Below are 23,308 nucleotides of genomic sequence, written 5' to 3' on the forward strand. Positions count from 1 at the left end.
GAGCGTTGCAGGTCGCTCACCATGGCCTTGCGGCGCATTGATCCTGGCGCGCAGGGCCCTCAAGTCAGCGCTGCCGCACCTGCGCACGCACCTGTGCCCCAGCCGATGAGCTGCGGCGCCAGCGCCACCGTCCTCATCAGGTTGTGTGCCAGGGCATACCACCAGGCAATGCACTTGACCTTGGCCAGTCCACGCACGGGCATGCGCAGCAGGCCGCGGTTGCGCGCCTGCGCGTTCACGCATTCGGCCGTGGCCGCCCGATCCTTGTAGATCTCGCGGGCCTCATCGGTGCTCATGCGCTGGCGCCACTGCGCCACGGCTGTGCTGTCGCCGGCCTTGGGTTGGAACTGGCTGCCCGGTGCGGGCGGCTGCTGGTCGTCGTCCTGGCCTTGGCTCTTTCCCTTGGGTGCCCTGGCTTGGGGCACCGGCGCATAGACCTCGGTCTTGTCGGCCACCGCGTCCAGTTGGCCGTGCGCTGGCAAGCCGCCGTCGACCAGCCATTGTTCGGCCGCCTTGCCCACGCGCTGGTGCACTTGTTGGACCATGGGCGCCAACTGGGCCATGTCGCTGCCGGCGGTGACGGTGTCCACGCCCACGATCACCTGGCTGGCGCAGTCGGTGGCCAGTTGCACGTTGTAGGCCGGGCGCCAGCCGCCGTCGGCCATCTTCATGTTGCTGGCATCGGCATCTGTCGTGCTGGCACGCGCCTTGTCGATCGGCTGGCCATTGCGCTGCTTGATTGCCTCCAACTCGGGCAGCCGCGCCAGTGCCGCGGCCAGTTGCTGCTCGCGCAGCTCGGCTGCCCGCAGCCTGGCCGCCTGTGCCCGTCGCTCGGCCTGCCCCGGGTTCTCGCGGGCTTGCTCCTTGAGCGAGTGCACCATCTCGGTGGCCTTGGCATGGTGCTCCTTGAGCGTGCCCTTGCGCCGGAACGAGGCCGCCCCGGCGCTGGCGCGTACCCGCATGCCGTCTTGCGCCACGCGCACCAGCCGGATCACCCCGACGGCAGCCAGCGCGGCCACGTTGTGGCTGAGCAGGCGGTCCATCAGCGCCTCGTTGCCCACCCGAAAGTCATTGAGCGCGTGGTAGTTCACCGACACACCACCACAGATCCAGCGGTACGCGTCGTGGCTTTGGCTCAACCGGGCGACCTCGCGCCCGCTGCCGACGCCATCCAGCGTGGCGTACAGCCACAGCGAGAACAGGATGCGTGGATCAATGGCCCGGCGCCCAGGCGCCGAACCTCGGGCCCGGATGGCATCGAACAGCGCGCTCAGATCCTGCTGCTCCACGTAGCGCCACACCAGTCGGGCCCGATGGTCTGCAGGCAGCAGCGAATCCAGGTCGGATGCGCGCAGCTCCACTTGCAAACGGTTGGGCTCCTGCACGCGTGCCGGGGCACTGGCTGGCGGTGCGCTACAAGGGTGCATTGGCGCGCCAGCACTCGCTGCTGGCACATCCATGCCTTCGAACATGGCCTGATCCTGGGGCATCGCGGAGCGCTGGCTTGACGTCATACCTTGCCCAAGCCAGTCTCGTGCCACTTCCCAACGGTCAGCGGGGAAAAACTCTCAAGCTCTGAGTCTTCAGCTATGGGCGATGGTGCAGATGCTCACCGTTCAAATCCATGAGTGGCAAGCGCGGCTTCATCTGAACAGCCAAAACCTCCTCGGCAGACCGCCCTCCAGCGATCAGCGCCACAAGCCCAAACCCCAGTCATTGCGCAAAGCCGGGCTGTGTGCCGATCGGTGGGCACAAGGGGCAGCACAAGGGTCGCAAGGGCGGCGCCCTGCGCCAAATGGCCGAGCCCGATGTCCTTGTTGCCCATGTGCCGCCCGAGTGTTGCGCCGTCAGCCGGAGCAGTTTGGGCGAGGCGAGTTTGATGGAGGTCTGCCCAAGTCTTTTCCATGCGCCCGAGGTGAACGGATTGGAATGCGCCGCGCCACCCGGGCACTGCCGTCGCCGCCTGCGGTGGCGACGGCCATCATTGGCCGTGCCTGCGGCCTTGGCATCAGGTCGCCTGCGGCACAGATGGCTACGGCTATGGCGGTGAGCGGGGCCGATACCCGGTTCTTCAGGCCGCTCATCGCGTTGAGCCGGGGCCGGCCCGGCAGTGCCCTGCCCGCCGTTACCCGGGCTGCCTGGCATAGGGGTCGGCAAACCCCAGCGCTTGCATGATTTGTGTCTCGCGGGCCTGCATTGCGTCGGCGTCGGCGCTGCCTTCGTGGTCCCAGCCCTGCGCGTGCAGGGTGCCATGCACCAGCATATGGGCGTAATGCGCTTGCAGGTGCTTGCCCTGCTGTTGCGCCTCGCGTTCGATGACCGGGGCGCACAGCAGCAGGTCGGCCGTGACCAGGGGGGCTTGGCTGTAAACGAAGGTGAGCACGTTGGTGGCGTAGTCTTTATTGCGGTAGGTGCGGTTCAGTTGCCGGCCTTCGTCGGCGCCGACGATGCGCACGGTGATCTCGGCGTCGGTGGTCAGCGCGTGGCGGATCCAGCGCCTGATCAGGTGGCGCGGCAGGGCGCTGCGCTGCGCGGCTGCCGCGTCGAAGCGGCCCCATTGCAGCGACAGGGCCAGTGGTTTCAAGGGCATTTCGCTTTTCGTGGCGACTGGCGCCCGATGCACGGGCATGGGTGCACCGCCTGGCAAATAGCTGCAGCTGCACAAAATGGAATCGATGCATTTCGTGTCAGGGCGAAGCGCAATCCATCGCGACATTTGCAGCTATCGCAAGGATTTGCAACGCCGCTCCGGCGTGAAAGGCGCGGCTTCATTTGCAGTTCTTTGCGGGACGGCCTAGTGTCGCGTCACCGATCATCTGTCGGTCTGCGCTGGCCATCGAAGCGCATCGCGGCGTTGCATCGCTTGCCAATACGCTCGGTATTGGCTGCGCGCTGCGCCTTGCGCTGCGCTCCGATGGTTGCGCGCAGCCTACGACATCTGATCCGTGACGCGACACTAGCAAACGCCATGACGACAGGTGCATCAACTGCGTGCGGACGGCGCGCGGCGCGGGGCGTCATAGGCATCGACGATGCGCGCGACCAGCGGGTGGCGCACCACGTCGGCACTGGTGAAGCGGGTCAGCGCAATGCCTTGGACACGTTTGAGCACCTGTTCGGCCTCGATCAGGCCGCTCAGCGCGCCCGGGGGCAGGTCGATCTGGCTCACGTCGCCGGTGACGACGGCCTTGGCGCCAAAGCCGATGCGGGTGAGGAACATCTTCATCTGCTCGGGCGTGGTGTTCTGGGCTTCGTCGAGGATCACGAAGGCGTTGTTCAGCGTGCGTCCGCGCATGAAGGCCAGCGGGGCGATTTCCAGCGCGTTGCGTTCAAACGCTTTTTGCACCTTGTCGTAGCCCATCAGTTCATAGAGCGCGTCGTACAGCGGGCGCAGGTAGGGGTCGACCTTTTGCGCCAGGTCGCCGGGCAGAAAGCCCAGGCGCTCGCCGGCCTCGACGGCGGGGCGGGTCAGCACGATGCGCTGCACGGCGCTGCGCTCGAGTGCGTCCACGGCGCAGGCCACGGCCAGAAAGGTTTTGCCGGTGCCGGCCGGGCCTATGCCCAAGGTGATGTCGTGGTTGGCGATGTTCTGCAGGTACAGGCTCTGCGTGGGCGTGCGCGCGCGCAGGTCGGCCCGGCGCGTGCTGAGCATGATGGCGCCCTCGGGCGCAGCCACCAGGGCCTGGTCTGCGGCCAGCATCAGTTGCAGCGTGTCTTCGGCGATCGGGCGCTCGGCCATTTCATACAGCGCTTGCAGCAATTGCATGGCCTGCATGGCCCGGGCCTTGGGGCCTTCGATCTTGAATTGCTCGTGCCGGTGCGCCATGCGCACTTGCAGGGCGGCTTCGATGCTGCGCAGGTGCGCGTCGGCCGGGCCACACAGTTGCGTCAACCGGGTGTTGTCGTGCGGGGTGAAGGTGTGGCGCAGGATCACGCTGATAATTCCAGTCAGGCAACGGACATGGCAAGATGGCGCTGTAGCAGTTTGCGCGGGCGCCGACAAAGGACAGCAATGATAGGCAAATTGACCGGCACTCTGCTGGAGAAAAATCCCCCCGAGGTGCTGCTCGACTGCCACGGCGTGGGCTACGAGGTGAATGTGCCGATGAGCAGCTTTTATAATCTGCCCGCCGTGGGCGAGCGTATCAGCCTGCTCACGCAGTTCATCGTGCGCGAGGACGCCCAACTGCTGTATGGCTTTGCCACTGCGCCTGAGCGCCAGGCGTTTCGCGCGCTGATCAAGATAACGGGGGTGGGGCCGCGCATGGCGCTGTCGATACTTTCCGGCATGAGCGTGGCGGATCTGGCCCAGGCGATTGCACGGCAGGAGGCGGCCCGCCTGGTCAAGGTGCCGGGCGTTGGCAAAAGAACTGCCGAGCGATTGCTGCTGGAACTCAAGGGAAAGCTGGGCGCGGACTTGGGCGCCAGCCATGGCCCCGCAGTCAGCGGCGCGCAGGCGGATATCCTGCAGGCCCTGTTGGCTTTGGGCTACAACGACAAGGAGGCCGCAGCAGCGCTCAAGGCGCTGCCGGCGCAGGTAGAGGTCAGCGACGGCATCAAGTGGGCGCTCAAGGCCTTGACGAAGTAGCATCCGGACGCTTGCGTGCCGTCTTGTCACATGCTTGGCACACTGCGAACATCCAACCACCTTACTGAGTGAGGACGAGAAATGAAAAATCCCGGGTTTGTGGCCCGCATGGGCATGCTGGGCGCCTTGGCGACCGTCCTCCTGTCTGGCTGTGGCGGCGCGGGCCAGGACGGCGCCCCATCGGCCGCCCAGACCCCGTCGGTAGCGAAGGTGGAGCAGGTGGACGGCCGGGTGCAGCCCGCCAGCGCCGACCAGGGTGTGCCGCATGTCAAGTCGCGCCATGTGGGCGCAATCCCGATTCCGTCCCGGATCCGTCTGGGCGCGTTGAAGCAGGAGGAAATCCGGTCCGCCGTCTCTGACGCAAGCCCCCGCAAATTGGTCGGCCTGGCCCGCGCCGTGGACGCCGCGCCGACCTTGCAGCAACTGCAATGGCAGCCTGTGGCCGGCGGCGGCCAGGTCGCCGCCATCAGCGTTTCTGCCGAAGGCGCCCATGGCCTGCGGCTGGGGATCGTCGTGCGGCAGTTGCCCGGCAGTGCCGTGCTGCGCCTGTATCGCCAGGCCGCGCCCGCCACGGTGTTCCAGATCTCGGGCCAGGAGGTGCTGCAGCGCATCGAGAGCAACGCGCTGGCCGGCGACCGCAGCCTCGACGGCCAGACCTGGTGGACGCCGGATCTGGGCGCCGACGAGGTCACGCTGGAGTTGGAACTGCCCGCAGGCGCCGACGTGGCTGCGCTCGACATGGCGCTGACCCGCGTATCGCATATCTTCGAGAACCTGGCCCTGCCCACGCAGGAGGAGTTCGAGACCAAGATCAACGATGCCATGCCATGCAACCGGGACGCCAGTTGCGAGAATGACTATGCCGACCAGCGCAACGCCGTGGCACGCACGAGCTTCGTATCGCGGGGCGATGCCTATACGTGCACCGGCACCTTGCTCAACGACAGCCAATCTTCGGGGACACCGTATTTCCTGAGCGCCCACCACTGCATTTCGTCGCAGGCCGAGGCGGACACGCTGGAGACGAACTGGTTCTACCGCTCGTCCTCATGCCGCAGCCGCACGCTGTCGAGCCGCTCTGTCCACCGCCGGGGCGGCGCCAAGCTGCTGTATTCCTCGGCCAGCACCGACACCGCGCTGCTCCAGCTCAATGACGCACCGCCCGAAGGGGCCTTCTTTGCCGGCTGGGATGCCAGCGCCCAGGCCAAGTATTCTTCGGTGGCGACGCTGCACCACCCGGCTGGCGACATGCTGAAGATCAGTTTGGGCCGTTTGGGAGAGCAGACCACCTGCACCGCGATGAGCCAGTCAGGGTCGTTCGACTGCGAAGGAAAGACGGGCAACTATTACGAGGTGTACTGGTACCGGGGAACGACCGAGTACGGAAGCAGCGGCGCGGCCCTGCTCAATAGCGCCAAAAAGGTGATCGGCACCTTGTACGGCGGCACCTCCAGTTGTTTCAACATGTCTGCGAAAGAGATCTTTGGCCGGTTCGACGTGGCCTATGAGGCCGGACTGAAAAAATGGCTGGCAGCAGCGCCGGCCGACGCATCGAACCAGCGCGTTGCAGTCCATCGCTTCTACAACAACAGAGCAGGCTCGCATTTCTTCACCACCAATGTGGCCGAGCGGGACTACGTGATCCAGAGATTGTCCGACTTTGCGTATGAAGGGGTGGCCTTTTACGCACAAGCACAGGCTCAGCCGGGCAGCATCCCCATGTACCGTTTCTATGGCGCGGACAGTGGCGCCCATTTCTTCACGGCCAGCGCGCAAGAGCGCGACGATGTGAAAAACAATATGCCGCAATACCGCTACGAGGGCATTGCATGGTACGCATCGCCTGACCACAGCGCCAACACATCACCGGTATTCCGCTTCTCCTACAAGCAGGTACCCTTCTACACCATCAACCAGGCCGAGCGGGACTTCATCATCGCCCACTATCGTGAGTACACCTACGAGGGCCCCAACTACTACGCGTGGACCAATCCATAAGCCCTGCGATGACCCTGCAAACCGACGACTTCGCCCCTGCTCCCGCCCGGCGCGTTGTCTCTGCGGCGCCCGCTTCGCCCCAGGAGCAGGCGATCGAGCGGGCGCTGCGTCCCAAGCTGCTGCAGGAGTACGTGGGCCAGGTCAAGGCGCGCGAGCAGTTGGAAATCTTCATCGGCGCAGCGCGCCAGCGCGGCGAAGCCCTCGACCATGTGCTGTTGTTCGGCCCGCCCGGCCTGGGCAAAACCACGCTCAGCCACATCATTGCCGCAGAACTGGGCGTGAACCTGCGCCAGACCAGCGGACCGGTGCTGGAAAAGCCCAAGGACCTGGCGGCGCTGCTGACCAACCTGGAAAATCGGGATGTCCTGTTCATCGATGAGATCCACCGCCTGTCGCCCGTGGTCGAGGAAATCCTCTACCCGGCGCTGGAGGACTACCAGATCGACATCATGATCGGCGAAGGCCCTGCGGCGCGCAGCATCAAGCTCGACCTGCAGCCCTTCACCCTGGTCGGTGCGACCACGCGCGCCGGCATGCTGACCAATCCGCTGCGCGACCGCTTCGGCATCGTGGCCCGGCTGGAGTTCTACAGCGCGCAAGAACTGGCGCGCATCGTCAAGCGCAGCGCCGGCCTGCTCGGTGTCCCGATGGATGACGCCGGGGGTCTGGAGATCGCCCGCCGCTCGCGCGGCACGCCGCGCATCGCCAACCGGCTGCTGCGGCGCGTGCGCGACTACACCCAGGTCAAGGCCGACGGCCACATCACCAAGGACATTGCCGAGCGCGCCCTGGCCATGCTCGACGTAGACCCCGAGGGCCTGGACGTGATGGACCGCAAACTGCTCGAAGCCGTGATCCACCGCTTCGACGGCGGCCCCGTCGGGCTGGACAACATCGCCGCCAGCATTGGCGAAGAAACCGGCACCATCGAAGACGTGATCGAGCCCTATCTGATACAGCAGGGTTTCTTGCAGCGCACACCGCGCGGACGCATCGCCACGCAGGCCGCCTTCCGGCACCTGGGGATCGCCGCAGCGCCTGGCGCGCAAGCGCCAGGCTTGTTTGCTGTCTGAACGAGACGGCATCTGCAAACACGGGCACTGAGCCATGCCGGCCGGGGCGCTGGCACTGATACCATCACCTCCTGCGGCACCACCGCTGATCCGCTGATCCGCAGTGGCTCGGCGGCGTGGACGCTGCGGCCCGTCCGGCGCATGCTTGCTTTGAAAACCAGGTTGTTTCATGTCTCTTTCCGGCTCCGTCTGGCTCATCATCGTGGCCGCCTTCATGGCGGCCAATGGGCCCTTCGTCAACCAGCGCTGGGGGCTGCTCGGGCCTGTGGCCAGCGCCGGCAAGCCCTTGTTCGCGCGGCTGGCCGAACTGGTCGTGCTGTACTTTGTGGTCGGGGGACTGGCGCTGTTGCTGGAGCGCCGTGCCGGGCAGATCGCGCCGCAGGGCTGGGAGTTTTATGCCATCACCGGGCCGCTGTTCCTGACCTTGGCATTCCCCGGCTTTGTCTATCGCTACCTGCTGCGCCGCCATGGCTGAACTGCGATGAAGGTGCTTGATCTGCAATGTCGGCAAGGCCATGTCTTCGAGGGCTGGTTTGCCTGCGAGGAGGACTTTCGCAGCCAGCAGCAGCGCGGCTTGGTGCAATGCCCGCTGTGCGCGGACGAGCATATCGAAAAGCGTTTGAGCGCCCCGCGGCTGAACCTCGGCGCGCGCGCAGCGCCGGCGGCAAACGACAGTGCTGCGGCCGATGCCGGCGCGCAGGCCGCCTGGCTGGCCTTGGCGCGCAAACTGATGGCCAATACCGAGGATGTAGGGCCGCGCTTTGCCCAGGAAGCGCGGCGCATGCACCATGGCGAAGTGCCGGAGCGCGCGATTCGCGGCCAGGCGACGCCCCATGATGCGCTGCAACTGATCGAAGAGGGGATTGCCGTGCTGCCCATGCCTTTGCCGGTGGCGGCCAAGGAAACCCTGCAGTAGTCTTTGCTTGCCACTGCATACGCTCCGGCGGCCCAGGGTTCCTGTACTGCCGGCGCAACATTCATACACACTGGATGCTACCAATTCAATAGACAATGTCAGCGCCCATCAGCATTTGTCCCAGTAGCTACTGCCGGGTTGGTGGCATACGATGCGTGGCGCGACGAGTCCACGCAGACCTCGGCCCATTGCCAAGGTTCTTTTTTTCTTTCAGCACCCGATGAAGCGGTCCAGGCGCAATGAGCGATGTCATTCTTGAAACCAGCAGCCTGACCAAAGAGTTCAAGGGCTTTACTGCCGTCAGCGATGTGAACCTGGCTGTGCGCCGGGGCAGCATCCATGCGCTGATCGGCCCCAACGGGGCCGGCAAGACCACTTGCTTCAACCTGTTGACCAAATTCCTGGAGCCTACCTCGGGCGTCATCCGCTTCAACGGGCATGACATCACGCGCGAGCAGCCAGCGCAGATCGCCCGCCGTGGCGTGATCCGCTCGTTCCAGATTTCCGCCGTGTTCCCGCAGCTGAGCTTGCTGGAGAACGTGCGCCTGGGCTTGCAGCGCAAGCTCGGCAGCTCTTTTTACTTTTGGCGCAGCGAGCGCACATTGCACCAGTTGAATGAGCGCGCAATGCAACTGTTGAGTGAAGTAGGGCTTGCCGAACTGGCCGGCGAACTGACCGTGAACCTGCCGTATGGCCGCAAGCGCGCGCTCGAGATTGCCACCACGCTGGCGCTGGAGCCTGAACTGATGCTGCTCGACGAACCCACCCAGGGCATGGGCCATGAGGATGTCGATCGGGTCACGCAGTTGATCGAGAAGGTGGCCGCCGGCCGCACCGTCCTGATGGTCGAGCACAACATGAAAGTGGTCGCCAGCATCGCGGATCGCATCACGGTGCTGCAACGCGGCGCGGTGCTGGCCGAAGGGCCTTACGCCGAAGTGTCGAACAACCCGCAGGTGATGCAGGCCTACATGGGCACGACCGACGGCCCATTGCAGGGGGCGCACTGACATGGCGGCCCCTGCAGCGAACACCCCGGCGCTCGAAATCTGCAACCTTCAGGCTTGGTATGGCCAGTCGCATGTGCTGCATGGCGTGGACATCGTCGTGCGGCCCGGTGAAGTGGTCACGCTGCTCGGGCGCAATGGCGCGGGCCGCACCACCACGCTGCGCGCCATCATGGGTTTGACCGGAACGCGCCAGGGCACGATCAGGATCAACGGCGTCGAGACGGTGAACCTGCCCACGCACCGCATTGCCCACCTGGGCGTGGGCTACTGCCCGGAAGAGCGCGGCATCTTCTCCAGCCTGTCGTGTCAAGAAAATCTGCTGTTGCCCCCGCTGCTCAAAACCGGCTCGGCGGGCATGTCGGTGCAGGAAATCTACGCCCTGTTCCCTAACCTGGCCGAGCGCAAGAACAGCCAGGGCACGCGGCTGTCCGGTGGCGAGCAGCAGATGCTGGCCGTGGCGCGCATTTTGCGCACCGGCGCCCGGTTGCTGCTGCTCGATGAAATCTCCGAGGGGCTGGCCCCGGTCATCGTTCAGGCCCTGGCGCGCATGATCACCATGCTGCGCGAAAAGGGCTACACCGTGGTCATGGTCGAGCAGAACTTCCACTTTGCCGCGCCGCTGGCCGACCGTTTTTACGTGATGGAGCATGGCCGCATCGTCGAGCAGTTCGGCGCCCGCGAGCTCCCGCAGAAAATGCCCGTGCTCACTGAACTGCTCGGCGTTTGAGGCCCGCCCTGCCGCCCCGCATCTCCCCCCTCCCCCGCTTACCCCGCTTATCCCAATCCCCGGTTTTCATCCACAGGAGAAGATCCATGAAGAAACGATCCAAAGTGCTGGCCTCGATGCTGGGCATTGCCTGCCTGGTCGCCTCGGCCACCTCGACCGCATGGGCGCAACAGACGCCAGACAAGCTCAAGATCGGCTTCATCACCGACATGTCCAGCCTGTACGCCGACCTCGAAGGCAAGAACGGCGCGCTGGCGATACAGATGGCGATCGACGACTTTGGCGGCAAGGTGCTGGGCATGCCGATCGAGTTGCTCAGCGCAGACCATCAGAACAAGGCCGACATCGCCGCCTCGAAGGCGCGCGAATGGATAGACACCCAGGGCCTGACCATGGTGTTTGGCGGCAGCAATTCCGGCACCGCATTGGCGACGGCCAAAGTGGCGGCCGAGAAAAAACGGGTGTACATCAACAACGGCGCGGCCAGTTCGGCCCTGACCAATGAGCAATGCTCGCCTTACACGGTGCACTATGCCTACGACACCGTGGCACTGGCCAAGGGCACGGCCTCGGCCATCGTCGATGCCGGCAGCAAGAGCTGGTTCTTCCTGACGGCAGACTATGCCTTCGGCCACGCGCTCGAAGCCGACACCAGCGCCGTGATCAAAGCCAAGGGCGGCACCGTGGTCGGCTCGGTGCGCCATCCGCTGAACGCATCGGACTTCTCGTCCTTCTTGTTGCAGGCGCAAAGCTCCAAGGCGCAAATCCTGGGCCTGGCCACCGCCGGTGGCGACACCATCAACGCGATCAAGGCGGCCAAAGAGTTCGGCATCAGCAAGAGCATGCAGATCGCCGGTCTGCTGATCTTCCTGACCGACGTGCACAGCCTGGGCCTGCGCAACACCGAGGGCCTGCAGTTCACCACCAGTTGGTACTGGGACATGAACGATGAAACACGCAAATTCGCTGCCCGCTTCTTCGACAAGACCAAGCGCATGCCCTCGTCGATACAGGCGGCCGACTACTCGGCGACGATGAACTACCTCAAGGCCGTCGAAGCCGCCAAGACGGTGGACGCCGACAAGGTGATGAGCACCTGGCGCGGCATGAAGATGAACGACTTCTTCGGCTCGGGCCAATTGCGTGCCGACGGCCGCTATGTGCATGACATGTACCTGATGGAGGTCAAGAAACCTTCGGAATCGACCAAGCCCTGGGACTACTACAAACTGATCAAGAAACTGCCGGGCGACGAGGTATTCACCACCAAGGCCGAGAGCAAATGCGCGCTCTGGAAGTGACGCCCCCGACGGCCGGCGCAGCCCGTTCCCACCCCCTGACCAGTGCCCCAGTGCCACTTGCTTGCCCATGGAAATCTTCGGCGTCTCATTGTCGGGCCTGTTGAGCCAGCTCCTTTTGGGGCTGGTCAACGGCTCGTTCTATGCCATTTTGAGCCTCGGGCTGGCGGTGATCTTCGGTCTGCTCAACGTCATCAACTTTGCCCACGGGGCGCTGTTCATGTCCGGCGCCCTGATGACCTGGATGGCGCTGAACTACTGGGGGCTCAACTACTGGTGGATGCTGGTGCTGGCGCCGCTGGTGGTGGGCCTGTTCGGGGCGCTGATCGAGCGCCTGCTGCTGCGCTGGATTTACCGGCTCGACCACCTGTACGGCCTGCTGCTCACGCTCGGTCTGACGCTGCTGATCGAAGGGGTGTTCCGCTCGGTCTACGGGGTCTCGGGCCTGGGCTACGACCCCCCCGAACTGCTCGAAGGCGCCACCGGGCTCGGCTTCATGATCATGCCCAACTACCGGGCCTGGGTGGTGCTGGCCTCGCTGGTGGTGTGCCTGGGCACCTGGTATGTGATCGAGAAAACCAAGCTCGGCGCCTATCTGCGCGCCGGCACGGAAAACCCGCGCCTGGTCGAAGCCTTCGGCATCAACGTGCCGCTGATGGTGACGCTGACCTACGCCTTTGGCGCAGCGCTGGCCGCGTTTGCCGGCGTGCTCGCAGCCCCGGTCTACCAGGTCACCCCGCTGATGGGCCAGAACCTCATCATCGTGGTCTTCGCCGTGGTGGTGATCGGCGGCATGGGCTCGATCATGGGCGCCATCCTCACCGGGCTGGGGCTGGGCGTCATCGAGGGCTTTACCAAGGTGTTCTACCCGCAAGCCTCCTCCACCGTGGTGTTCGTGATCATGGTGATCGTTTTGCTGATTCGTCCCGCCGGGCTGTTCGGCAAAGAAAAATAGGAGGGCGCCGGCATGAATTCCAGAAACACCCGGGCCATCGGTTACGGCCTGCTGCTGTTGGCCCTGCTGGCGGCGCCATTTCTGGGCGCTTACCCGGTGTTCGCGATGAAGCTGATGTGCTTTGCCCTGTTTGCTTCGGCGTTCAACCTGCTGCTGGGCTACACCGGCCTGCTGTCCTTCGGCCATGCCGCGTTCCTGGGCGGCGCGGCTTATCTGGCCGGGCATGCGATCAAGGTCTGGGGCCTGACGCCGGAACTGGGCCTGCTGCTGGGCAGTGCCGGCGGCGCGCTGCTCGGGCTGCTGTTCGGCTGGCTGGCGATCCGCCGCCAAGGCATCTACTTTTCGATGATCACGCTGGCGCTGGCCCAGATGCTGTTCTTTGCCTGCGTGCAGGCCCCGTTCACCGGGGGCGAGGACGGCCTGCAGGGCGTGCCGCGCGGCAAGCTGTTCGGCCTGATCGATCTGCACAGCGATCTGGCCATGTACTACTTGGTGCTGGTGATCGTGGTGCTGGCGTTTTTGCTCATCGTGCGCACCATCCACTCACCGTTTGGCCAAGTGCTCAAGGGCATCAAGGAGAACGAGCCGCGCGCCATCTCGCTGGGCTACGACACGCACCGCTTCAAGCTGCTGGCCTTCGTGCTGTCGGCCGCATTGGCCGGCCTGGCGGGCGCGCTCAAGACGCTGGTGCTCGGCTTTGCCACGCTGTCCGACGTGCACTGGACTGCCTCCGGCCAGGTCATCTTGATGACGCTGCTGGGTGGCCTGGGCACCCTGTCCGGCCCGCTGGTCGGCGCTGCCGTGGTGGTGCTGCTGGAAAACAAGATCGGCGAATTCGGCAACCTGCTGGCGGCGCTGAGCCATGTGCAATGGTTCCGAACCTTGGGCGAATCAGTGACCATGGTCACGGGCCTGATCTTCGTGGTCTGCGTGCTGGCATTCCGTCGCGGCATCATGGGCGAAATCAGCGCCTGGCTGGCCCGGCGCCATGCGAGGGGCGTCAGCAGCCCACCACACTGACGCGCTCCGACCGGCAGGCCCGTATGGGGCCGCCATGCGGGTCATGCGGGTCATGCGGATCAATATGGGCCCATATGGGCAATAGGGCCACATGGGAGGGGTGGCCTGCTGGTGGCTCCGGCCCAGCGCGGGTATGCGCGGCGCGGCGCCATGGTGGCAGCGTCCCGGCGCGCGTCTGGTGCCGCAGGAATTGCCGCTGCCGGCCGATGGCGGCTACGCGGGTCGATGCGGCGCCGGCGCGCTTGCGGCTTGCCCGGCGGCCGTTGCGCGCTGCTCCAGGATGGCCAGGGCCGGGAGCTTTTTGCCTTCGAGCATCTCCAGAAAGGCCCCGCCGCCGGTCGAGATGTAGCCCACTTGCCGGGCGATGCCGTACTTGGCGATGGCCGCGAGCGTGTCGCCGCCGCCGGCAATGCTGAATGCGGCCGATTCGGCAATCGCCCGGGCGATGGTGCGGGTGCCGCCGTCGAATGCGGCAAACTCGAACACCCCGACCGGGCCGTTCCAGACGATGGTGCCGGCGCATTCGAGTTGCCGGGCCAGGCGGGCCGCCGTGTCGGGGCCGATGTCCAGAATCATGTCGTCGGGCGCTACGTCGGCGGCGGCTTTCACGGTGGCCGGCGCGTCGGCGGCAAAACGCCGGGCCACCACCACGTCGGTGGGAATCGGCACCTCGGCACCCCGGGCCTTCAGCGCCGCCATCACGGACCGGGCGGCGCCCTGCAGGTCGGGCTCGGCCAGGCTTTTGCCTATGGGCAGGCCCGCCGCCAGCATGAAGGTGTTGGCGATGCCGCCGCCGACGATGAGTTGATCGACCTTGTCGGCCAGGCTTTGCAATATGGTCAGTTTGGTCGACACCTTGGAGCCGGCCACAATCGCGACCAGTGGGCGCCGGGGCTGGGCCAGCGCCTGGGTCAGCGCGTCGATCTCGGCCGCCAGCAGCGGGCCGGCGCAGGCCAAGGGGGCAAACCGGGCGATGCCATGGGTTGTGCCTTCGGCGCGGTGGGCGCTGCCAAAGGCGTCGTTCACGTAGATGTCGCACAGCGCGGCCAGTCGACGGGCCAGGGCTTGCCGGTTTTCTTTCTCCCCGACATTCAGACGGCAGTTTTCCAGCAGCACGACCTGGCCCGGGGCGACGGCAACGCCCTCCACCCAGTCGCTGACCAGCGGCACCGCATGGCCGAGCAACTGCGCCAGCCGGGCCGCCACCGGCGCCAGAGAGTCTGCGGGCCTGAACTGGCCTTCGCTCGGGCGGCCCAGGTGGCTGGTCACCATCACGGCGGCTCCGGCTTGAAGCGCCATGCGGATGCAGTCCAGCGAGGCCCGGATGCGGGTGTCCTCGGTGATGCGGCCGGCGGCGTCCTGCGGCACGTTCAGGTCGGCGCGGATGAAGACGCGCCGGCCCTGGGCCTGGCCCCGGGCGCACAGATCGGAAAAGCGGAGGATGTCGTTCATGGCTGGGGGTTTCCTGGGGCGCGCATGGGCTGCGCACCCTGATTCCATTTCCAAATCGTTCGTGAAAGCGAAGGTGAAGGCGAAGCGCAGACGGCACAAATGTACGGCAAGCGACGCCGACGAAGTGCACGGGTGATTCAGGGATGGAATGGGTGCACCGTCCCGCCAATGGCTGCACGCAATGCCATCGATGCGCTGCCTGTCAGGGCAAAGAGCCAACCGCAGCGATGGCCGGAACTGCCGCGAGGATTGGCAACGCCGCCCCGGCGCACAAGGCGCCATCTTCATGTGCCGTCATGTGCCGGACGGCGCACCCCGGGCCGCCGCACCGGGCGCTCGCCCCCTGCTGTGCCCTGCGCTTACCAACCCCAGACCATGTGCAGCGGCAGATAGACCGACATGCCGGCCACGATGGTGCCCAGGATGCCACGGCGCCAGAAGTAGTAGGCGCTGGCGCACAGCACGGCGGGCAGGCGCGCGTCCAGCAAGGTGGTGATGGGCGCGCCCTGGGTCATCAGGATTTCGGGTGCGATCACGGCCGTCAGGGCGGCCAGGGGCGCGTACTTGAACCCGCGCCTGAGCCAGCCGGGCAGCGGTAGCTCGCGTTCGGAGAGCATGAAAAACGAGCGCGCCAGCACCGTGACCAGGGTCAGGCCCAGGGTGGCAATCACGGGTTCGACCCAGGCGTGGTTCATCGCTAGTGTCGCGTCACCGATCATCTGTCGGTCTGCGCTGGCCATCGAAGCGCATCGCGGCGTTGCATCGCTTGCCAATACGCTCGGTATTGGCTGCGCGATGCGCCTTGCGCTGCGCTCCGATGGCTGCGCGCAGCCTACGACATCTGATCGGTGACACGACACTAGCGCTCCTTGCGCAGCGGCCTGCGCTTGTGCAGTGGTCTACGCCAGCGCGAAAGCCCGTCCCAGCGCTGCTCCAGCGCTTCGATCAGCAGTCCGGCCGCCACGGCCGCCGCCAGCGCCACCAGGATGTTGAGCTTGAGCGGCAGCGCAAAGGCCGCAATCGCGGCCGTGGCGGCAACGCCAGCGGCCAGCCAGGTGGCCCGGTCGAACAGCAGCGACAGCAATACGCCCAGCAAGGCCAGCACCCCCGCAAAGCCCAGGCCCCAGGACAGCGGCACCACGTTGGCCAGCACGATGCCGGCCAGCGCCGGCAATTGCCAGGCCAGCCAGTTGGTGCTGGCCGCGCCCCAGAAATACGGCGTCTGCTCGGGCGCTGGCCGGGGTTGCGGGAAACGCCGCATGAAATTCACATAGACCAGGTCAGCGCTGAAGTAGCCGATCGCCAGGCGTTGGCGCAGCGGCAGTTGCGCAAAGTAGCTGCGCCACAGGTTGCTGAAGATCACGAAACGCAGGTTCATGCAGACGGCGGTGAGCCAGATGACCCACAGCGGCGAGCCTGCGGTCATCAGCGGTATCACGGCCAGTTGCACGCTGCCGGAGTAGACCAGCAGCGACATCAGCGTCGCCATGCCAACCGACAGGCCGCCCTTGACCATGGCCACGCCGGTCACCAGACCCCAGGCCGCCGTGCCCATCGAGATGCCCAGCATGTCGACGGCGGCGAGCCGGAACGCGGGATGGCGCAGCAGACGGTCCATGCGGTCCCTGCGGTTCATGCGCGCGCTGCGCCCAGCCACATGCCCGGCTGCAGGGCAAAGCCGCGCAGAAAGTCGGCGGCGGCCAGCCGCTTGCCGCCGGCGCGTTGCAGCACGGTCAGGCGCAGCGCCGTGCCCTGTCCGCAGGCCACCGCAATGCCGCTGTCATCTGCGGACAGGATTTGCCCGGGGTGCATCCGGGGTACGCCCCTTTGGCCATCGATCGTTGCGCCATCGATGGCATAGCCCCATAGCTTGATGCTGGTGCCGTTGCAGGTGGTGCTGGCGCCGGGCGCCGGGTCGAAGGCCCGGATGCGCTGGCCGATCCGTTGCGCCGGCAGCGACCAGTCGATACTGCTTTCGGATTTTTCGATCTTGCGGGCGTAAGCAACGCCTTGGGCCGGTTGCGCCAGCGCGGGCAGGTCGGCGCCGGCGGCCATTTTTTCCAATGCCTGCACGATCAGGTCGGCACCCAGCGCGGCGAGCCGGTCATGGAGCGTGGCCGTGGTGTCGGTGGGGGCGATGGCGCTGCCTTGGCTCAGCAGCATCGCGCCGGTGTCCAGGCCCGCATCCATCTGCATGATGGTCACGCCGGTGTGCGTGTCACCGGCCTCGATGGCGCGCTGTATCGGCGCCGCGCCGCGCCAGCGGGGCAGCAGGCTGGCGTGGATGTTCAGGCAGCCGCGCGCGGGCAGGTCCAGCACCCACTGCGGCAGGATCAGCCCGTAGGCGGCCACCACCATCACCTCGGCCTGCGCGGCCAGCAACGCAGCGCGGGCCGCCGCAGCGTCTTGCGGGTATCGGCCATCGAGGCGCAGGCTGCGCGGCTGCGCCACGGCCAGGCCATGCGCCAGCGCGCATTGCTTGACCGGCGAAGCCTGCCATTGCAGGCCCCGGCCCGCAGGCTGGTCCGGTCGGGTCAGCACCAGCGGCAGGCTGAAACCGGCGTCGAGCAAGCGCTGCAGCGCAACGCGGGCAAAGCCGGGGGTGCCGGCAAAGACGACTTTCATCGGAGAATCTGGCCAGTGTCCGTGGCTGCGCGGGGTGGCCGCATCAGGCCCGGGCCTCGCGCTGCTGCTTGATCATCCTGGTCTTGATGCGGTTGCGCTTGAGGGGCGAGAGGTACTGCACGAACACCTTGCCCTGCAAATGGTCCATCTCGTGCTGCAAGCACATGGCCAGCAGGCCATCGGCCTCGATGACCTGCGGCTGCCCCCGGGTGTCCAAGGCCCGCACATGCACGGCGTCAAAGCGCTCGACATCGTCGTAAATGCCGGGCACGGACAGGCAGCCTTCGTTGTGCGTCTGTTTCTCCGCGCTGGTCCAGATGATTTCGGGGTTGATCAGCACCAGGGGCTGGTCGTGCTCATCGGAGACATCGACGACCAGCAGCCGCTCATGCACATCGACCTGGGTGGCCGCCAGGCCAATGCCCTGGGCCTGGTACATGGTGGCCAGCATGTCGTCCGCCAGCGCGCGGATGCGCTCATCGACCGCGAGCACCGGGCGGGCGATCCGGTGCAGCCGGGGATCGGGGTAACGGAGAATGGGAAGAAGAATGGCCATGGCGATCGGTAAGAGCTGTCGCTATTTTCGCCACTTTTGCCGCCGACGGCAGCGCCGCAGCCCCATAATCGTTGCCGGATCAAGGGCTTGGGCAGAGAATCTCGAATGGTTTTCAACGTTGGGCCAGGCCCGGTCGCGCAGCTTTTCTGCGCTGTGCAGCCCCGATGAGGGGGGGACGTTTCATTCATGCAGCAAACAAGGAATCACATGACGGCATTCACCAGCGCGCGACGGACCGGCTGGGGCACGCTCTTGGCGGGCGCCATGCTGGTCGCGGCGGCGCAGGCGCAAGATCAACCCTCGCCTGCCGGCAGCGTGCCGGCAGCACAGCCACACACCACGGCGCAGCAGCGCGCGACGGCGCAGCAAGTGGCCGAACACGGCGTGCCGCTGCAAGAACTGGCGCCCGGCGCGCCAGACAGCTACAGCGTCAAGCGCGGCGATACGCTGTGGGGCATTGCCGGTCTGTTCCTCAAGCACCCATGGTATTGGCCGCAGTTGTGGGGCATGAACCGCGAGACCATCCACAACCCGCACCTGATCTTTCCGGGCCAGACGCTGTACCTGGAAAAGGATGGCGCTTACGCCCGCCTGCGCAGCAGCCGCTCCGCTGCCGCCGAGCCCGACACCGTTCGGGTCTCGCCGCGCACGCGCAGTGACAGCCTGGCCGATGTGGCGCTGCCCACGCTCAATCCCGATCTGGTCGAGCCTTTTTTGGCCGAACCGCTGGTGGTCGACCCGCAGGTCTTGCTGCAAGCGCCACGGGTGGTGGCGATGACCGATGACCGGATGCTGATGGCCAGTGGCGACCGTGTCTACGCCCGTGGCAGCGCCAAGTCGCCGTTGCTTGCCGGCAGCACGAGCGCGTCGCGCCGCTACCGCGTGTTCCGCGACGCGACTGCGCTCAAAGACCCCGGCACCGGCGAGGTGCTGGCCTACGAAGCCCAGTACCTGGGCCAGGCGGAACTGGTGCGCGGCGAGTCGATGGAGGATGTCCCGGACGGCAAGGGCGGCCATACCAGCAAGCATGTGCCCGCGACGATCGATTTGTCGGCCACCAAAGGCGAGATACAGGCCGGCGATCGCCTGCTGCCGGCGCCGGCCCGGGTTTTTTCGGGCTATGTCCCGCGCGCCCCGAAGTCCGATGTGGATGCCCGTGTGGTGGCGCTCTACGGCAATGCGGCGGTGGAATTCGCGGCGCAAAACCAGGTGGTATCGATCAACAAGGGCGCGCAGGACGGCATCGAGCCGGGCTATGTGCTGAGCTTGGTCAACAAGGGCGCGAGCATCGCGGATGGCACCGAAGAAGGCAAGCCGGCGATCAAGCTGCCCAATGAGATCAATGGCACGGCCATGGTGTTTCGCACCTTCGATCGGGTGTCCTATGCGCTGATCCTGGAAATCCGCAACGCCGTGCGCGTGGGTGACCGCCTGGTCAACCCCCGGTAGTTCGCGTGGTCGCAAGGGCCGCCCGCGCCGTGCAGGCAGCAGCCAGTAGCGCTGGAACCCGGTAGACGGCATGGACCGTGAAGAGCTTGCGGCCTGGTTGCGTCTGACCGTCACTGCCGGGGTCGGCAACGGCGCGGCACGGCGCCTGCTGGCCTGCTTCGGCATGCCGCAGGCGATTTTTGCGCAGTCTGCGGCGGCGTTGCAGCAATGCGTGTCGGACGCGCAGGCGCGGGCCTTGTGCGCCGTCCCGCCGACCTGGCAGGCGCTGCTGGAAAAGACCGAGCGGTGGCTGTCCGGCGCCGATCCGCAAGGGCCGGCGCATGCCATCGTCACCTTGGGCGACAGCCGCTACCCGCAGACGCTGCTGGAAACGCCTGACCCGCCGCTGTTGCTCTACCTGATGGGGCCGGCGCATTTGCTCGCGCAGCAGGCTTTTCCCGCTGGCCCCTGCCTGGCCGTGGTGGGCAGCCGCAACCCCAGTGCCCAGGGCGCAGAGAACGCGCGCCAGTTTGCCCGGGCCTTGCATGGCGCAGGGCTGGGCATCGTCTCCGGCTTGGCGCTGGGGATCGATGCGGCCGCCCATGAAGGCGCGCTGGATGCGGCGCTGACCGGCGCCGGGGTGGCCGCCACGCTGGCCGTGGTCGGCACCGGGCTGGACCAGGTCTATCCGCGCAAGAACATCGATCTGGCGCGCCGCATCGCAGCCTCCGGGCTGCTGATCAGCGAATACCCGCTCGGCACGCCGCCGCTGGCGGCCCATTTTCCCAAGCGCAACCGCATCATCGCCGGCCTGTCGCAGGGTTGCCTGGTGGTGGAGGCCGCGCTGGCCTCGGGTTCATTGATCACGGCCAGGCTGTCGGCCGAGCAGGGGCGCGAGGTGTTTGCGATTCCAGGCTCGATCCATGCACCCCAGTCGCGTGGCTGCCATGCGCTGATACGCCAGGGCGCGAAGCTGGTCGAGTCGGCGCAGGATGTGTTGCAGGAACTGGTGATTCCGGCCCGCAGGGCGGCGGCGCCCGGGGCCGGGGCCGGGGCCGGGGCCGATGCCGATACGCCGCCCACCGCAGGGGCCGATGCGCCTGCCGCAGGGTCCGCGATGGACACGCCGTTGCTGGCGGCCCTGGGGTTCGATCCGATCGGCATCGATGCGCTGCTGGCACGCACCGGCATGGCTACCGCCGCGCTGCAGGTGGCGTTGCTGGAGCTGGAGTTGGCCGGCAGCGTGGCGCGCTTGCCGGGGGGCTTGTTTCAGCGCTTGGCCCGGGGCTGAGAATCTTCAGTTTCAGTTCAAGAGCCGCTCGGGGTTGGCGCCGAGCTTGGCCAGCGCATCGCGCGTTGCGCGCACCGTCAGGCCCTCGTTGTCCTGGGCCAGCAGCAGGCCCGCTTGCAGGTAGGTGGCCAGCCGGCGCAGTTGGATCAGATAGCTGCGGCCATCGACGGTGGCGAACAGGTGCAGTTGTTTGCGCTCGCTGTGCCAGGCGTATTGCGCCTGGACCGCAACGCCGTTGTGGTCCAGCGTGTACCAGTTGCCCAGCGGCAGTTGCTGCGCCCAGGCCAGCATGGCGTCGTCTACCGGTGTGCCATTGTCGGCCACCACATGGATCGAAGAGGCATCGATGCCCAGCAGCATCTCGATGTTTTCGGTGTTGAGCGGCATGTCGCCCAGCGTGGTGTCGCTGATGAAGTCCTCCAGGTTGTCCAGGCGCTTGGCCATGCTCTCGATCTGCGCTTGCGGGATCAACGCGGTCTTGCACTGGAAGGCATCGGCCAGCGTGTTGGTCAGGACCTTGATCTGCGCATCCTGCTGCGGGCCCGTGACACCCAGCAGTGCCAGGCCCTGGCGCAGGCGTTGCAGCAGGCTTGGCAGGCTCTGTATGACCAGGGTGCGGTCTTTGCGGTGGGGCTTGGCGCTGGCGGACCAGACCAGGTCGGCCGCCGTGCGCTTGAGCGTGATGGTGTCCATATGCTGCGGACCGTCGCGCAAGGCCGATAGCGCCAGCACCTCGGCCCAGACCTTGAACAGAAAATCCCGCAGTTCATCGCGCACCGGCATGTCGCGCAGCATGGCGCGCAGCTCGATGGTGTAGCGGATGGTCAGCGCTTCTTTTTGCTCGACCTGCTGGGCCACCGTCACCAGGCGTGCCGTGGTCTGCTTTTCGGTCAGGAACTTGGCCAGGAATTTCTCGAACTCGTCGAGCACCAGTTGGAACACCCGGCTGCCGGTCTCCGGGTACTGCTCGATCATTTGCACGGCGCGGCGCACTTGCGCTTCCAGCGCGCTGCCATCGATGGCGGTCGAGTTGAAACCCATTGCGCAGGCGCCCATGCGGTCGATCAGTTTGCGCGCCGGATGGTCCAGGTTGCTGAAGAAATCCGGCTCGGCCAATGCCACGCGCAGCACCGGCACCTGCAGCCTGGCAAACCAGATGCGCACTGCCACGGGGATGCGCTCCTCGGACAGGATGCTCTGGAACATCAGCGCCACCACTTCGATGGTCGCCTTCTCGGCCGGGGTTTCGGCCTTCTGCTTGAGCTCGATGGATTGCTCGCGCGCCGCGCTCACCAGTTGCACCACGGCCACCGGGGCGTCGCTGGCCAGGCCGTCGATGGCGCCGGCGCCGGCGCCGGCATCGACACTGGCAATGGCCTGCATCCGATAGGCCGCCAGCGCCTGTGCCAAGGCCATGGAGGCCGGGGCCGGCCCGGCGGCCGAGGTCAGCAACTGGTGCAATTGCCCGACCATGCCCTGGGCCTGCTGGCGCTGCTGCTCCATGGGGCTGATGCCGCCGGGCCCGAAAGCAGCGGGCATGCCGGCAGGCGCAGGCACCATGCGGCCCAGCCTGGACTCGGCAGGTGTCGCGGATGACGGTCCGAAGCGGGGCATGTCGCCGCCGGTTCCGGCGCCGGCGTACTGCGAGTGCCAACCCATGGTCTGCGACTGCGCGCCCGGTTGGGTGTTTCTGGAGAGAACGCCTTTTTCCGTATCGGTGCGCCGCACGCGGGACTTGAGATCCGATGGGGCCACACCCTGCGCGTCATAGAACGCATTCACGGCCAGGTAGTGCTTTTGCAGCAGATCGGCCAGTTTGCGCTGCAAGGGGTCGACCACGGTTTGCAGGTCGACGCGGGGCAGTCCGGCGTTGGTCCATTGCTCGACCAGATGCAGGCTGATGGTGTCAGGCCGGAAAATGTCGCGGCTTTCGAGCTCCTGGTCTTGCAGCGACCGGGTGCATTGGCGCAGGGTGTCGAACGGCTGGTGCACCTGCTCGCTGATCGTCAGGGCCATGCGCGATGCCAGCAGTTTGTTCTCCACCACATCGTCGCTGAGCAGTTCGAGATGGAGGCCGCCAGCCGACGTCTGGCCGTAGGTGCTGCTCAGATGCGGTATCAGCGCTTCCTGCCAGGCCCTGGCGCAGCGTTCGGTCCAGAGGCCATGAAACTCCCGGTAGCGCATCAACGCATCGCGGCGCGACTGCGCTTGGCGCGCCGTGCCCGCCTGCTGCGTCAGTTCCACCAGGAAGTCCAGGAGCGTCTGGTCCAGTTCCGACAGCCCTGCGCAGATGCCATCGACAAACATCTGGCGCGCCTGCCGGAGCAGGCGCCGCTGCGCGCTGGAAGGGGCGGTGGGGGCTGGCATGGGC

At 66.2% G+C, this 23,308-nt stretch carries 23 protein-coding genes; 13 read left to right on the forward strand and 10 right to left on the reverse strand.

The window, feature by feature from the left end; translation table 11 throughout:
* Positions 1–59: 59 nt before the first annotated feature.
* Positions 60–1,472: an IS1182-like element ISVei6 family transposase gene (locus tag VEIS_RS19685; protein WP_011811756.1), complete on the reverse strand. Its 1,413-nt coding sequence runs from the start codon at positions 1,470–1,472 to the stop codon at positions 60–62.
* A 40-nt stretch (positions 1,473–1,512) separates the two neighbouring features.
* On the opposite strand from VEIS_RS19685, the gene VEIS_RS31720 reads away from it, so the two are divergent.
* Positions 1,513–2,175: a DUF6444 domain-containing protein gene (locus tag VEIS_RS31720; protein ID WP_407831848.1), complete on the forward strand. Its 663-nt coding sequence runs from the start codon at positions 1,513–1,515 to the stop codon at positions 2,173–2,175.
* Here the strand turns inward: VEIS_RS31720 and ybeY are convergent.
* The 3 genes from ybeY to VEIS_RS19695 all read right to left on the reverse strand — a co-directional run bounded on the left by ybeY (position 2,126) and on the right by VEIS_RS19695 (position 3,934).
* Positions 2,126–2,590, reverse strand: a complete 465-nt coding sequence (gene ybeY, locus VEIS_RS19690; RefSeq protein WP_011811758.1) for an rRNA maturation RNase YbeY — start codon at positions 2,588–2,590, stop codon at positions 2,126–2,128. The genes VEIS_RS31720 and ybeY overlap by 50 nt on opposite strands.
* Before the next feature lie 178 nt (positions 2,591–2,768).
* Positions 2,769–2,957, reverse strand: a complete 189-nt coding sequence (locus VEIS_RS29135) for a hypothetical protein (protein WP_232287758.1) — start codon at positions 2,955–2,957, stop codon at positions 2,769–2,771.
* Between the two features lie 26 nt (positions 2,958–2,983).
* The gene (locus VEIS_RS19695) at positions 2,984–3,934 is read right to left on the reverse strand and encodes a PhoH family protein (protein ID WP_011811759.1); all 951 of its coding nucleotides are present in this window, start codon (positions 3,932–3,934) and stop codon (positions 2,984–2,986) included.
* A 78-nt stretch (positions 3,935–4,012) separates the two neighbouring features.
* Here VEIS_RS19695 and ruvA point away from each other — a divergent pair, with 78 nt between their 5' ends.
* The 10 genes from ruvA (at position 4,013) to VEIS_RS19745 (ending at position 13,585) form a co-directional block, all read left to right on the forward strand.
* Positions 4,013–4,588: a Holliday junction branch migration protein RuvA gene (gene ruvA / locus VEIS_RS19700; protein ID WP_011811760.1), complete on the forward strand. Its 576-nt coding sequence runs from the start codon at positions 4,013–4,015 to the stop codon at positions 4,586–4,588.
* An 81-nt stretch (positions 4,589–4,669) separates the two neighbouring features.
* Positions 4,670–6,586 (forward strand): trypsin-like peptidase domain-containing protein, encoded by a 1,917-nt coding sequence (locus VEIS_RS19705; protein WP_011811761.1) that lies wholly within the window; start codon positions 4,670–4,672, stop codon positions 6,584–6,586.
* A gap of 8 nt (positions 6,587–6,594) precedes the next feature.
* Positions 6,595–7,659 carry a Holliday junction branch migration DNA helicase RuvB gene (gene ruvB / locus VEIS_RS19710; RefSeq protein WP_011811762.1) on the forward strand — a complete coding sequence of 355 codons (1,065 nt, stop codon included), beginning with the start codon at positions 6,595–6,597 and terminating at the stop codon, positions 7,657–7,659.
* A gap of 169 nt (positions 7,660–7,828) precedes the next feature.
* Complete coding sequence (locus VEIS_RS19715) at positions 7,829–8,134, forward strand: DUF2818 family protein (protein WP_011811763.1); 306 nt, start codon at positions 7,829–7,831, stop codon at positions 8,132–8,134.
* 6 nt (positions 8,135–8,140) lie between these two features.
* Positions 8,141–8,575, forward strand: a complete 435-nt coding sequence (locus VEIS_RS19720; protein ID WP_011811764.1) for a DUF1178 family protein — start codon at positions 8,141–8,143, stop codon at positions 8,573–8,575.
* A gap of 239 nt (positions 8,576–8,814) precedes the next feature.
* A complete protein-coding gene (locus VEIS_RS19725) occupies positions 8,815–9,585 on the forward strand; it encodes an ABC transporter ATP-binding protein (protein ID WP_011811765.1) in 771 nt (256 codons plus the stop codon).
* Between the two features lies 1 nt (position 9,586).
* The gene (locus VEIS_RS19730) at positions 9,587–10,312 is read left to right on the forward strand and encodes an ABC transporter ATP-binding protein (RefSeq protein ID WP_011811766.1); all 726 of its coding nucleotides are present in this window, start codon (positions 9,587–9,589) and stop codon (positions 10,310–10,312) included.
* A gap of 86 nt (positions 10,313–10,398) precedes the next feature.
* A complete protein-coding gene (locus tag VEIS_RS19735) occupies positions 10,399–11,613 on the forward strand; it encodes an ABC transporter substrate-binding protein (protein ID WP_011811767.1) in 1,215 nt (404 codons plus the stop codon).
* A gap of 67 nt (positions 11,614–11,680) precedes the next feature.
* Positions 11,681–12,565: a branched-chain amino acid ABC transporter permease gene (locus VEIS_RS19740; RefSeq protein ID WP_011811768.1), complete on the forward strand. Its 885-nt coding sequence runs from the start codon at positions 11,681–11,683 to the stop codon at positions 12,563–12,565.
* Positions 12,566–12,577: 12 nt separating this feature from the next.
* Positions 12,578–13,585, forward strand: a complete 1,008-nt coding sequence (locus VEIS_RS19745; RefSeq protein WP_011811769.1) for a branched-chain amino acid ABC transporter permease — start codon at positions 12,578–12,580, stop codon at positions 13,583–13,585.
* A gap of 213 nt (positions 13,586–13,798) precedes the next feature.
* Here the strand turns inward: VEIS_RS19745 and VEIS_RS19750 are convergent, their stop codons facing one another.
* The 5 genes from VEIS_RS19750 to def form a co-directional block, all read right to left on the reverse strand.
* Positions 13,799–15,037: a phosphoglycerate kinase gene (locus tag VEIS_RS19750; protein ID WP_011811770.1), complete on the reverse strand. Its 1,239-nt coding sequence runs from the start codon at positions 15,035–15,037 to the stop codon at positions 13,799–13,801.
* A 359-nt stretch (positions 15,038–15,396) separates the two neighbouring features.
* Positions 15,397–15,732 (reverse strand): AzlD domain-containing protein, encoded by a 336-nt coding sequence (locus VEIS_RS19755; protein WP_041950213.1) that lies wholly within the window; start codon positions 15,730–15,732, stop codon positions 15,397–15,399.
* Positions 15,733–15,896: 164 nt separating this feature from the next.
* Complete coding sequence (locus VEIS_RS19760) at positions 15,897–16,655, reverse strand: AzlC family ABC transporter permease (RefSeq protein ID WP_011811772.1); 759 nt, start codon at positions 16,653–16,655, stop codon at positions 15,897–15,899.
* 14 nt (positions 16,656–16,669) lie between these two features.
* Positions 16,670–17,662 carry a methionyl-tRNA formyltransferase gene (fmt, locus tag VEIS_RS19765; protein WP_011811773.1) on the reverse strand — a complete coding sequence of 331 codons (993 nt, stop codon included), beginning with the start codon at positions 17,660–17,662 and terminating at the stop codon, positions 16,670–16,672.
* Between the two features lie 43 nt (positions 17,663–17,705).
* Positions 17,706–18,218, reverse strand: a complete 513-nt coding sequence (gene def / locus VEIS_RS19770) for a peptide deformylase (RefSeq protein WP_011811774.1) — start codon at positions 18,216–18,218, stop codon at positions 17,706–17,708.
* Positions 18,219–18,404: 186 nt separating this feature from the next.
* On the opposite strand from def, the gene VEIS_RS19775 reads away from it, so the two are divergent.
* Together VEIS_RS19775 and dprA are read left to right on the forward strand one after the other, a co-directional pair.
* Positions 18,405–19,667, forward strand: coding sequence for a LysM peptidoglycan-binding domain-containing protein (locus VEIS_RS19775; protein ID WP_011811775.1), 1,263 nt, complete (start codon positions 18,405–18,407; stop codon positions 19,665–19,667).
* 70 nt (positions 19,668–19,737) lie between these two features.
* Positions 19,738–20,937, forward strand: a complete 1,200-nt coding sequence (gene dprA, locus VEIS_RS19780; RefSeq protein WP_011811776.1) for a DNA-processing protein DprA — start codon at positions 19,738–19,740, stop codon at positions 20,935–20,937.
* Between the two features lie 12 nt (positions 20,938–20,949).
* On the opposite strand, the gene VEIS_RS19785 is transcribed toward dprA, so the two are convergent.
* Positions 20,950–23,304, reverse strand: a complete 2,355-nt coding sequence (locus tag VEIS_RS19785) for a DUF1631 domain-containing protein (protein ID WP_011811777.1) — start codon at positions 23,302–23,304, stop codon at positions 20,950–20,952.
* Between the last annotated feature and the right edge of the window lie 4 nt (positions 23,305–23,308).

It is taken from the genome of Verminephrobacter eiseniae EF01-2 (assembly GCF_000015565.1).
Classification (GTDB): Bacteria; Pseudomonadota; Gammaproteobacteria; order Burkholderiales; family Burkholderiaceae_C; genus Acidovorax; species Acidovorax eiseniae.

Excerpts from the sequence above, each read along its gene's own strand:
- VEIS_RS19755 (WP_041950213.1), bottom strand. The coding sequence starts at position 15,732 with ATGAACCACGCCTGGGTCGAACCCGTGATTGCCACCCTGGGCCTGACC.
- VEIS_RS19760 (WP_011811772.1), bottom strand. The coding sequence starts at position 16,655 with ATGGACCGTCTGCTGCGCCATCCCGCGTTCCGGCTCGCCGCCGTCGAC.
- fmt (WP_011811773.1), bottom strand. The coding sequence starts at position 17,662 with ATGAAAGTCGTCTTTGCCGGCACCCCCGGCTTTGCCCGCGTTGCGCTG.
- VEIS_RS19720 (WP_011811764.1), top strand. The coding sequence starts at position 8,141 with ATGAAGGTGCTTGATCTGCAATGTCGGCAAGGCCATGTCTTCGAGGGC.
- ruvB (WP_011811762.1), top strand. The coding sequence starts at position 6,595 with ATGACCCTGCAAACCGACGACTTCGCCCCTGCTCCCGCCCGGCGCGTT.
- VEIS_RS19775 (WP_011811775.1), top strand. The coding sequence starts at position 18,405 with ATGCAGCAAACAAGGAATCACATGACGGCATTCACCAGCGCGCGACGG.
- dprA (WP_011811776.1), top strand. The coding sequence starts at position 19,738 with ATGGACCGTGAAGAGCTTGCGGCCTGGTTGCGTCTGACCGTCACTGCC.
- VEIS_RS19685 (WP_011811756.1), bottom strand. The coding sequence starts at position 1,472 with ATGTTCGAAGGCATGGATGTGCCAGCAGCGAGTGCTGGCGCGCCAATG.
- def (WP_011811774.1), bottom strand. The coding sequence starts at position 18,218 with ATGGCCATTCTTCTTCCCATTCTCCGTTACCCCGATCCCCGGCTGCAC.
- VEIS_RS19745 (WP_011811769.1), top strand. The coding sequence starts at position 12,578 with ATGAATTCCAGAAACACCCGGGCCATCGGTTACGGCCTGCTGCTGTTG.
- VEIS_RS19705 (WP_011811761.1), top strand. The coding sequence starts at position 4,670 with ATGAAAAATCCCGGGTTTGTGGCCCGCATGGGCATGCTGGGCGCCTTG.
- VEIS_RS19750 (WP_011811770.1), bottom strand. The coding sequence starts at position 15,037 with ATGAACGACATCCTCCGCTTTTCCGATCTGTGCGCCCGGGGCCAGGCC.
- VEIS_RS19785 (WP_011811777.1), bottom strand. The coding sequence starts at position 23,304 with ATGCCAGCCCCCACCGCCCCTTCCAGCGCGCAGCGGCGCCTGCTCCGG.
- ybeY (WP_011811758.1), bottom strand. The coding sequence starts at position 2,590 with ATGCCCTTGAAACCACTGGCCCTGTCGCTGCAATGGGGCCGCTTCGAC.
- VEIS_RS19730 (WP_011811766.1), top strand. The coding sequence starts at position 9,587 with ATGGCGGCCCCTGCAGCGAACACCCCGGCGCTCGAAATCTGCAACCTT.
- VEIS_RS19725 (WP_011811765.1), top strand. The coding sequence starts at position 8,815 with ATGAGCGATGTCATTCTTGAAACCAGCAGCCTGACCAAAGAGTTCAAG.
- VEIS_RS19735 (WP_011811767.1), top strand. The coding sequence starts at position 10,399 with ATGAAGAAACGATCCAAAGTGCTGGCCTCGATGCTGGGCATTGCCTGC.
- VEIS_RS19740 (WP_011811768.1), top strand. The coding sequence starts at position 11,681 with ATGGAAATCTTCGGCGTCTCATTGTCGGGCCTGTTGAGCCAGCTCCTT.
- VEIS_RS19715 (WP_011811763.1), top strand. The coding sequence starts at position 7,829 with ATGTCTCTTTCCGGCTCCGTCTGGCTCATCATCGTGGCCGCCTTCATG.
- ruvA (WP_011811760.1), top strand. The coding sequence starts at position 4,013 with ATGATAGGCAAATTGACCGGCACTCTGCTGGAGAAAAATCCCCCCGAG.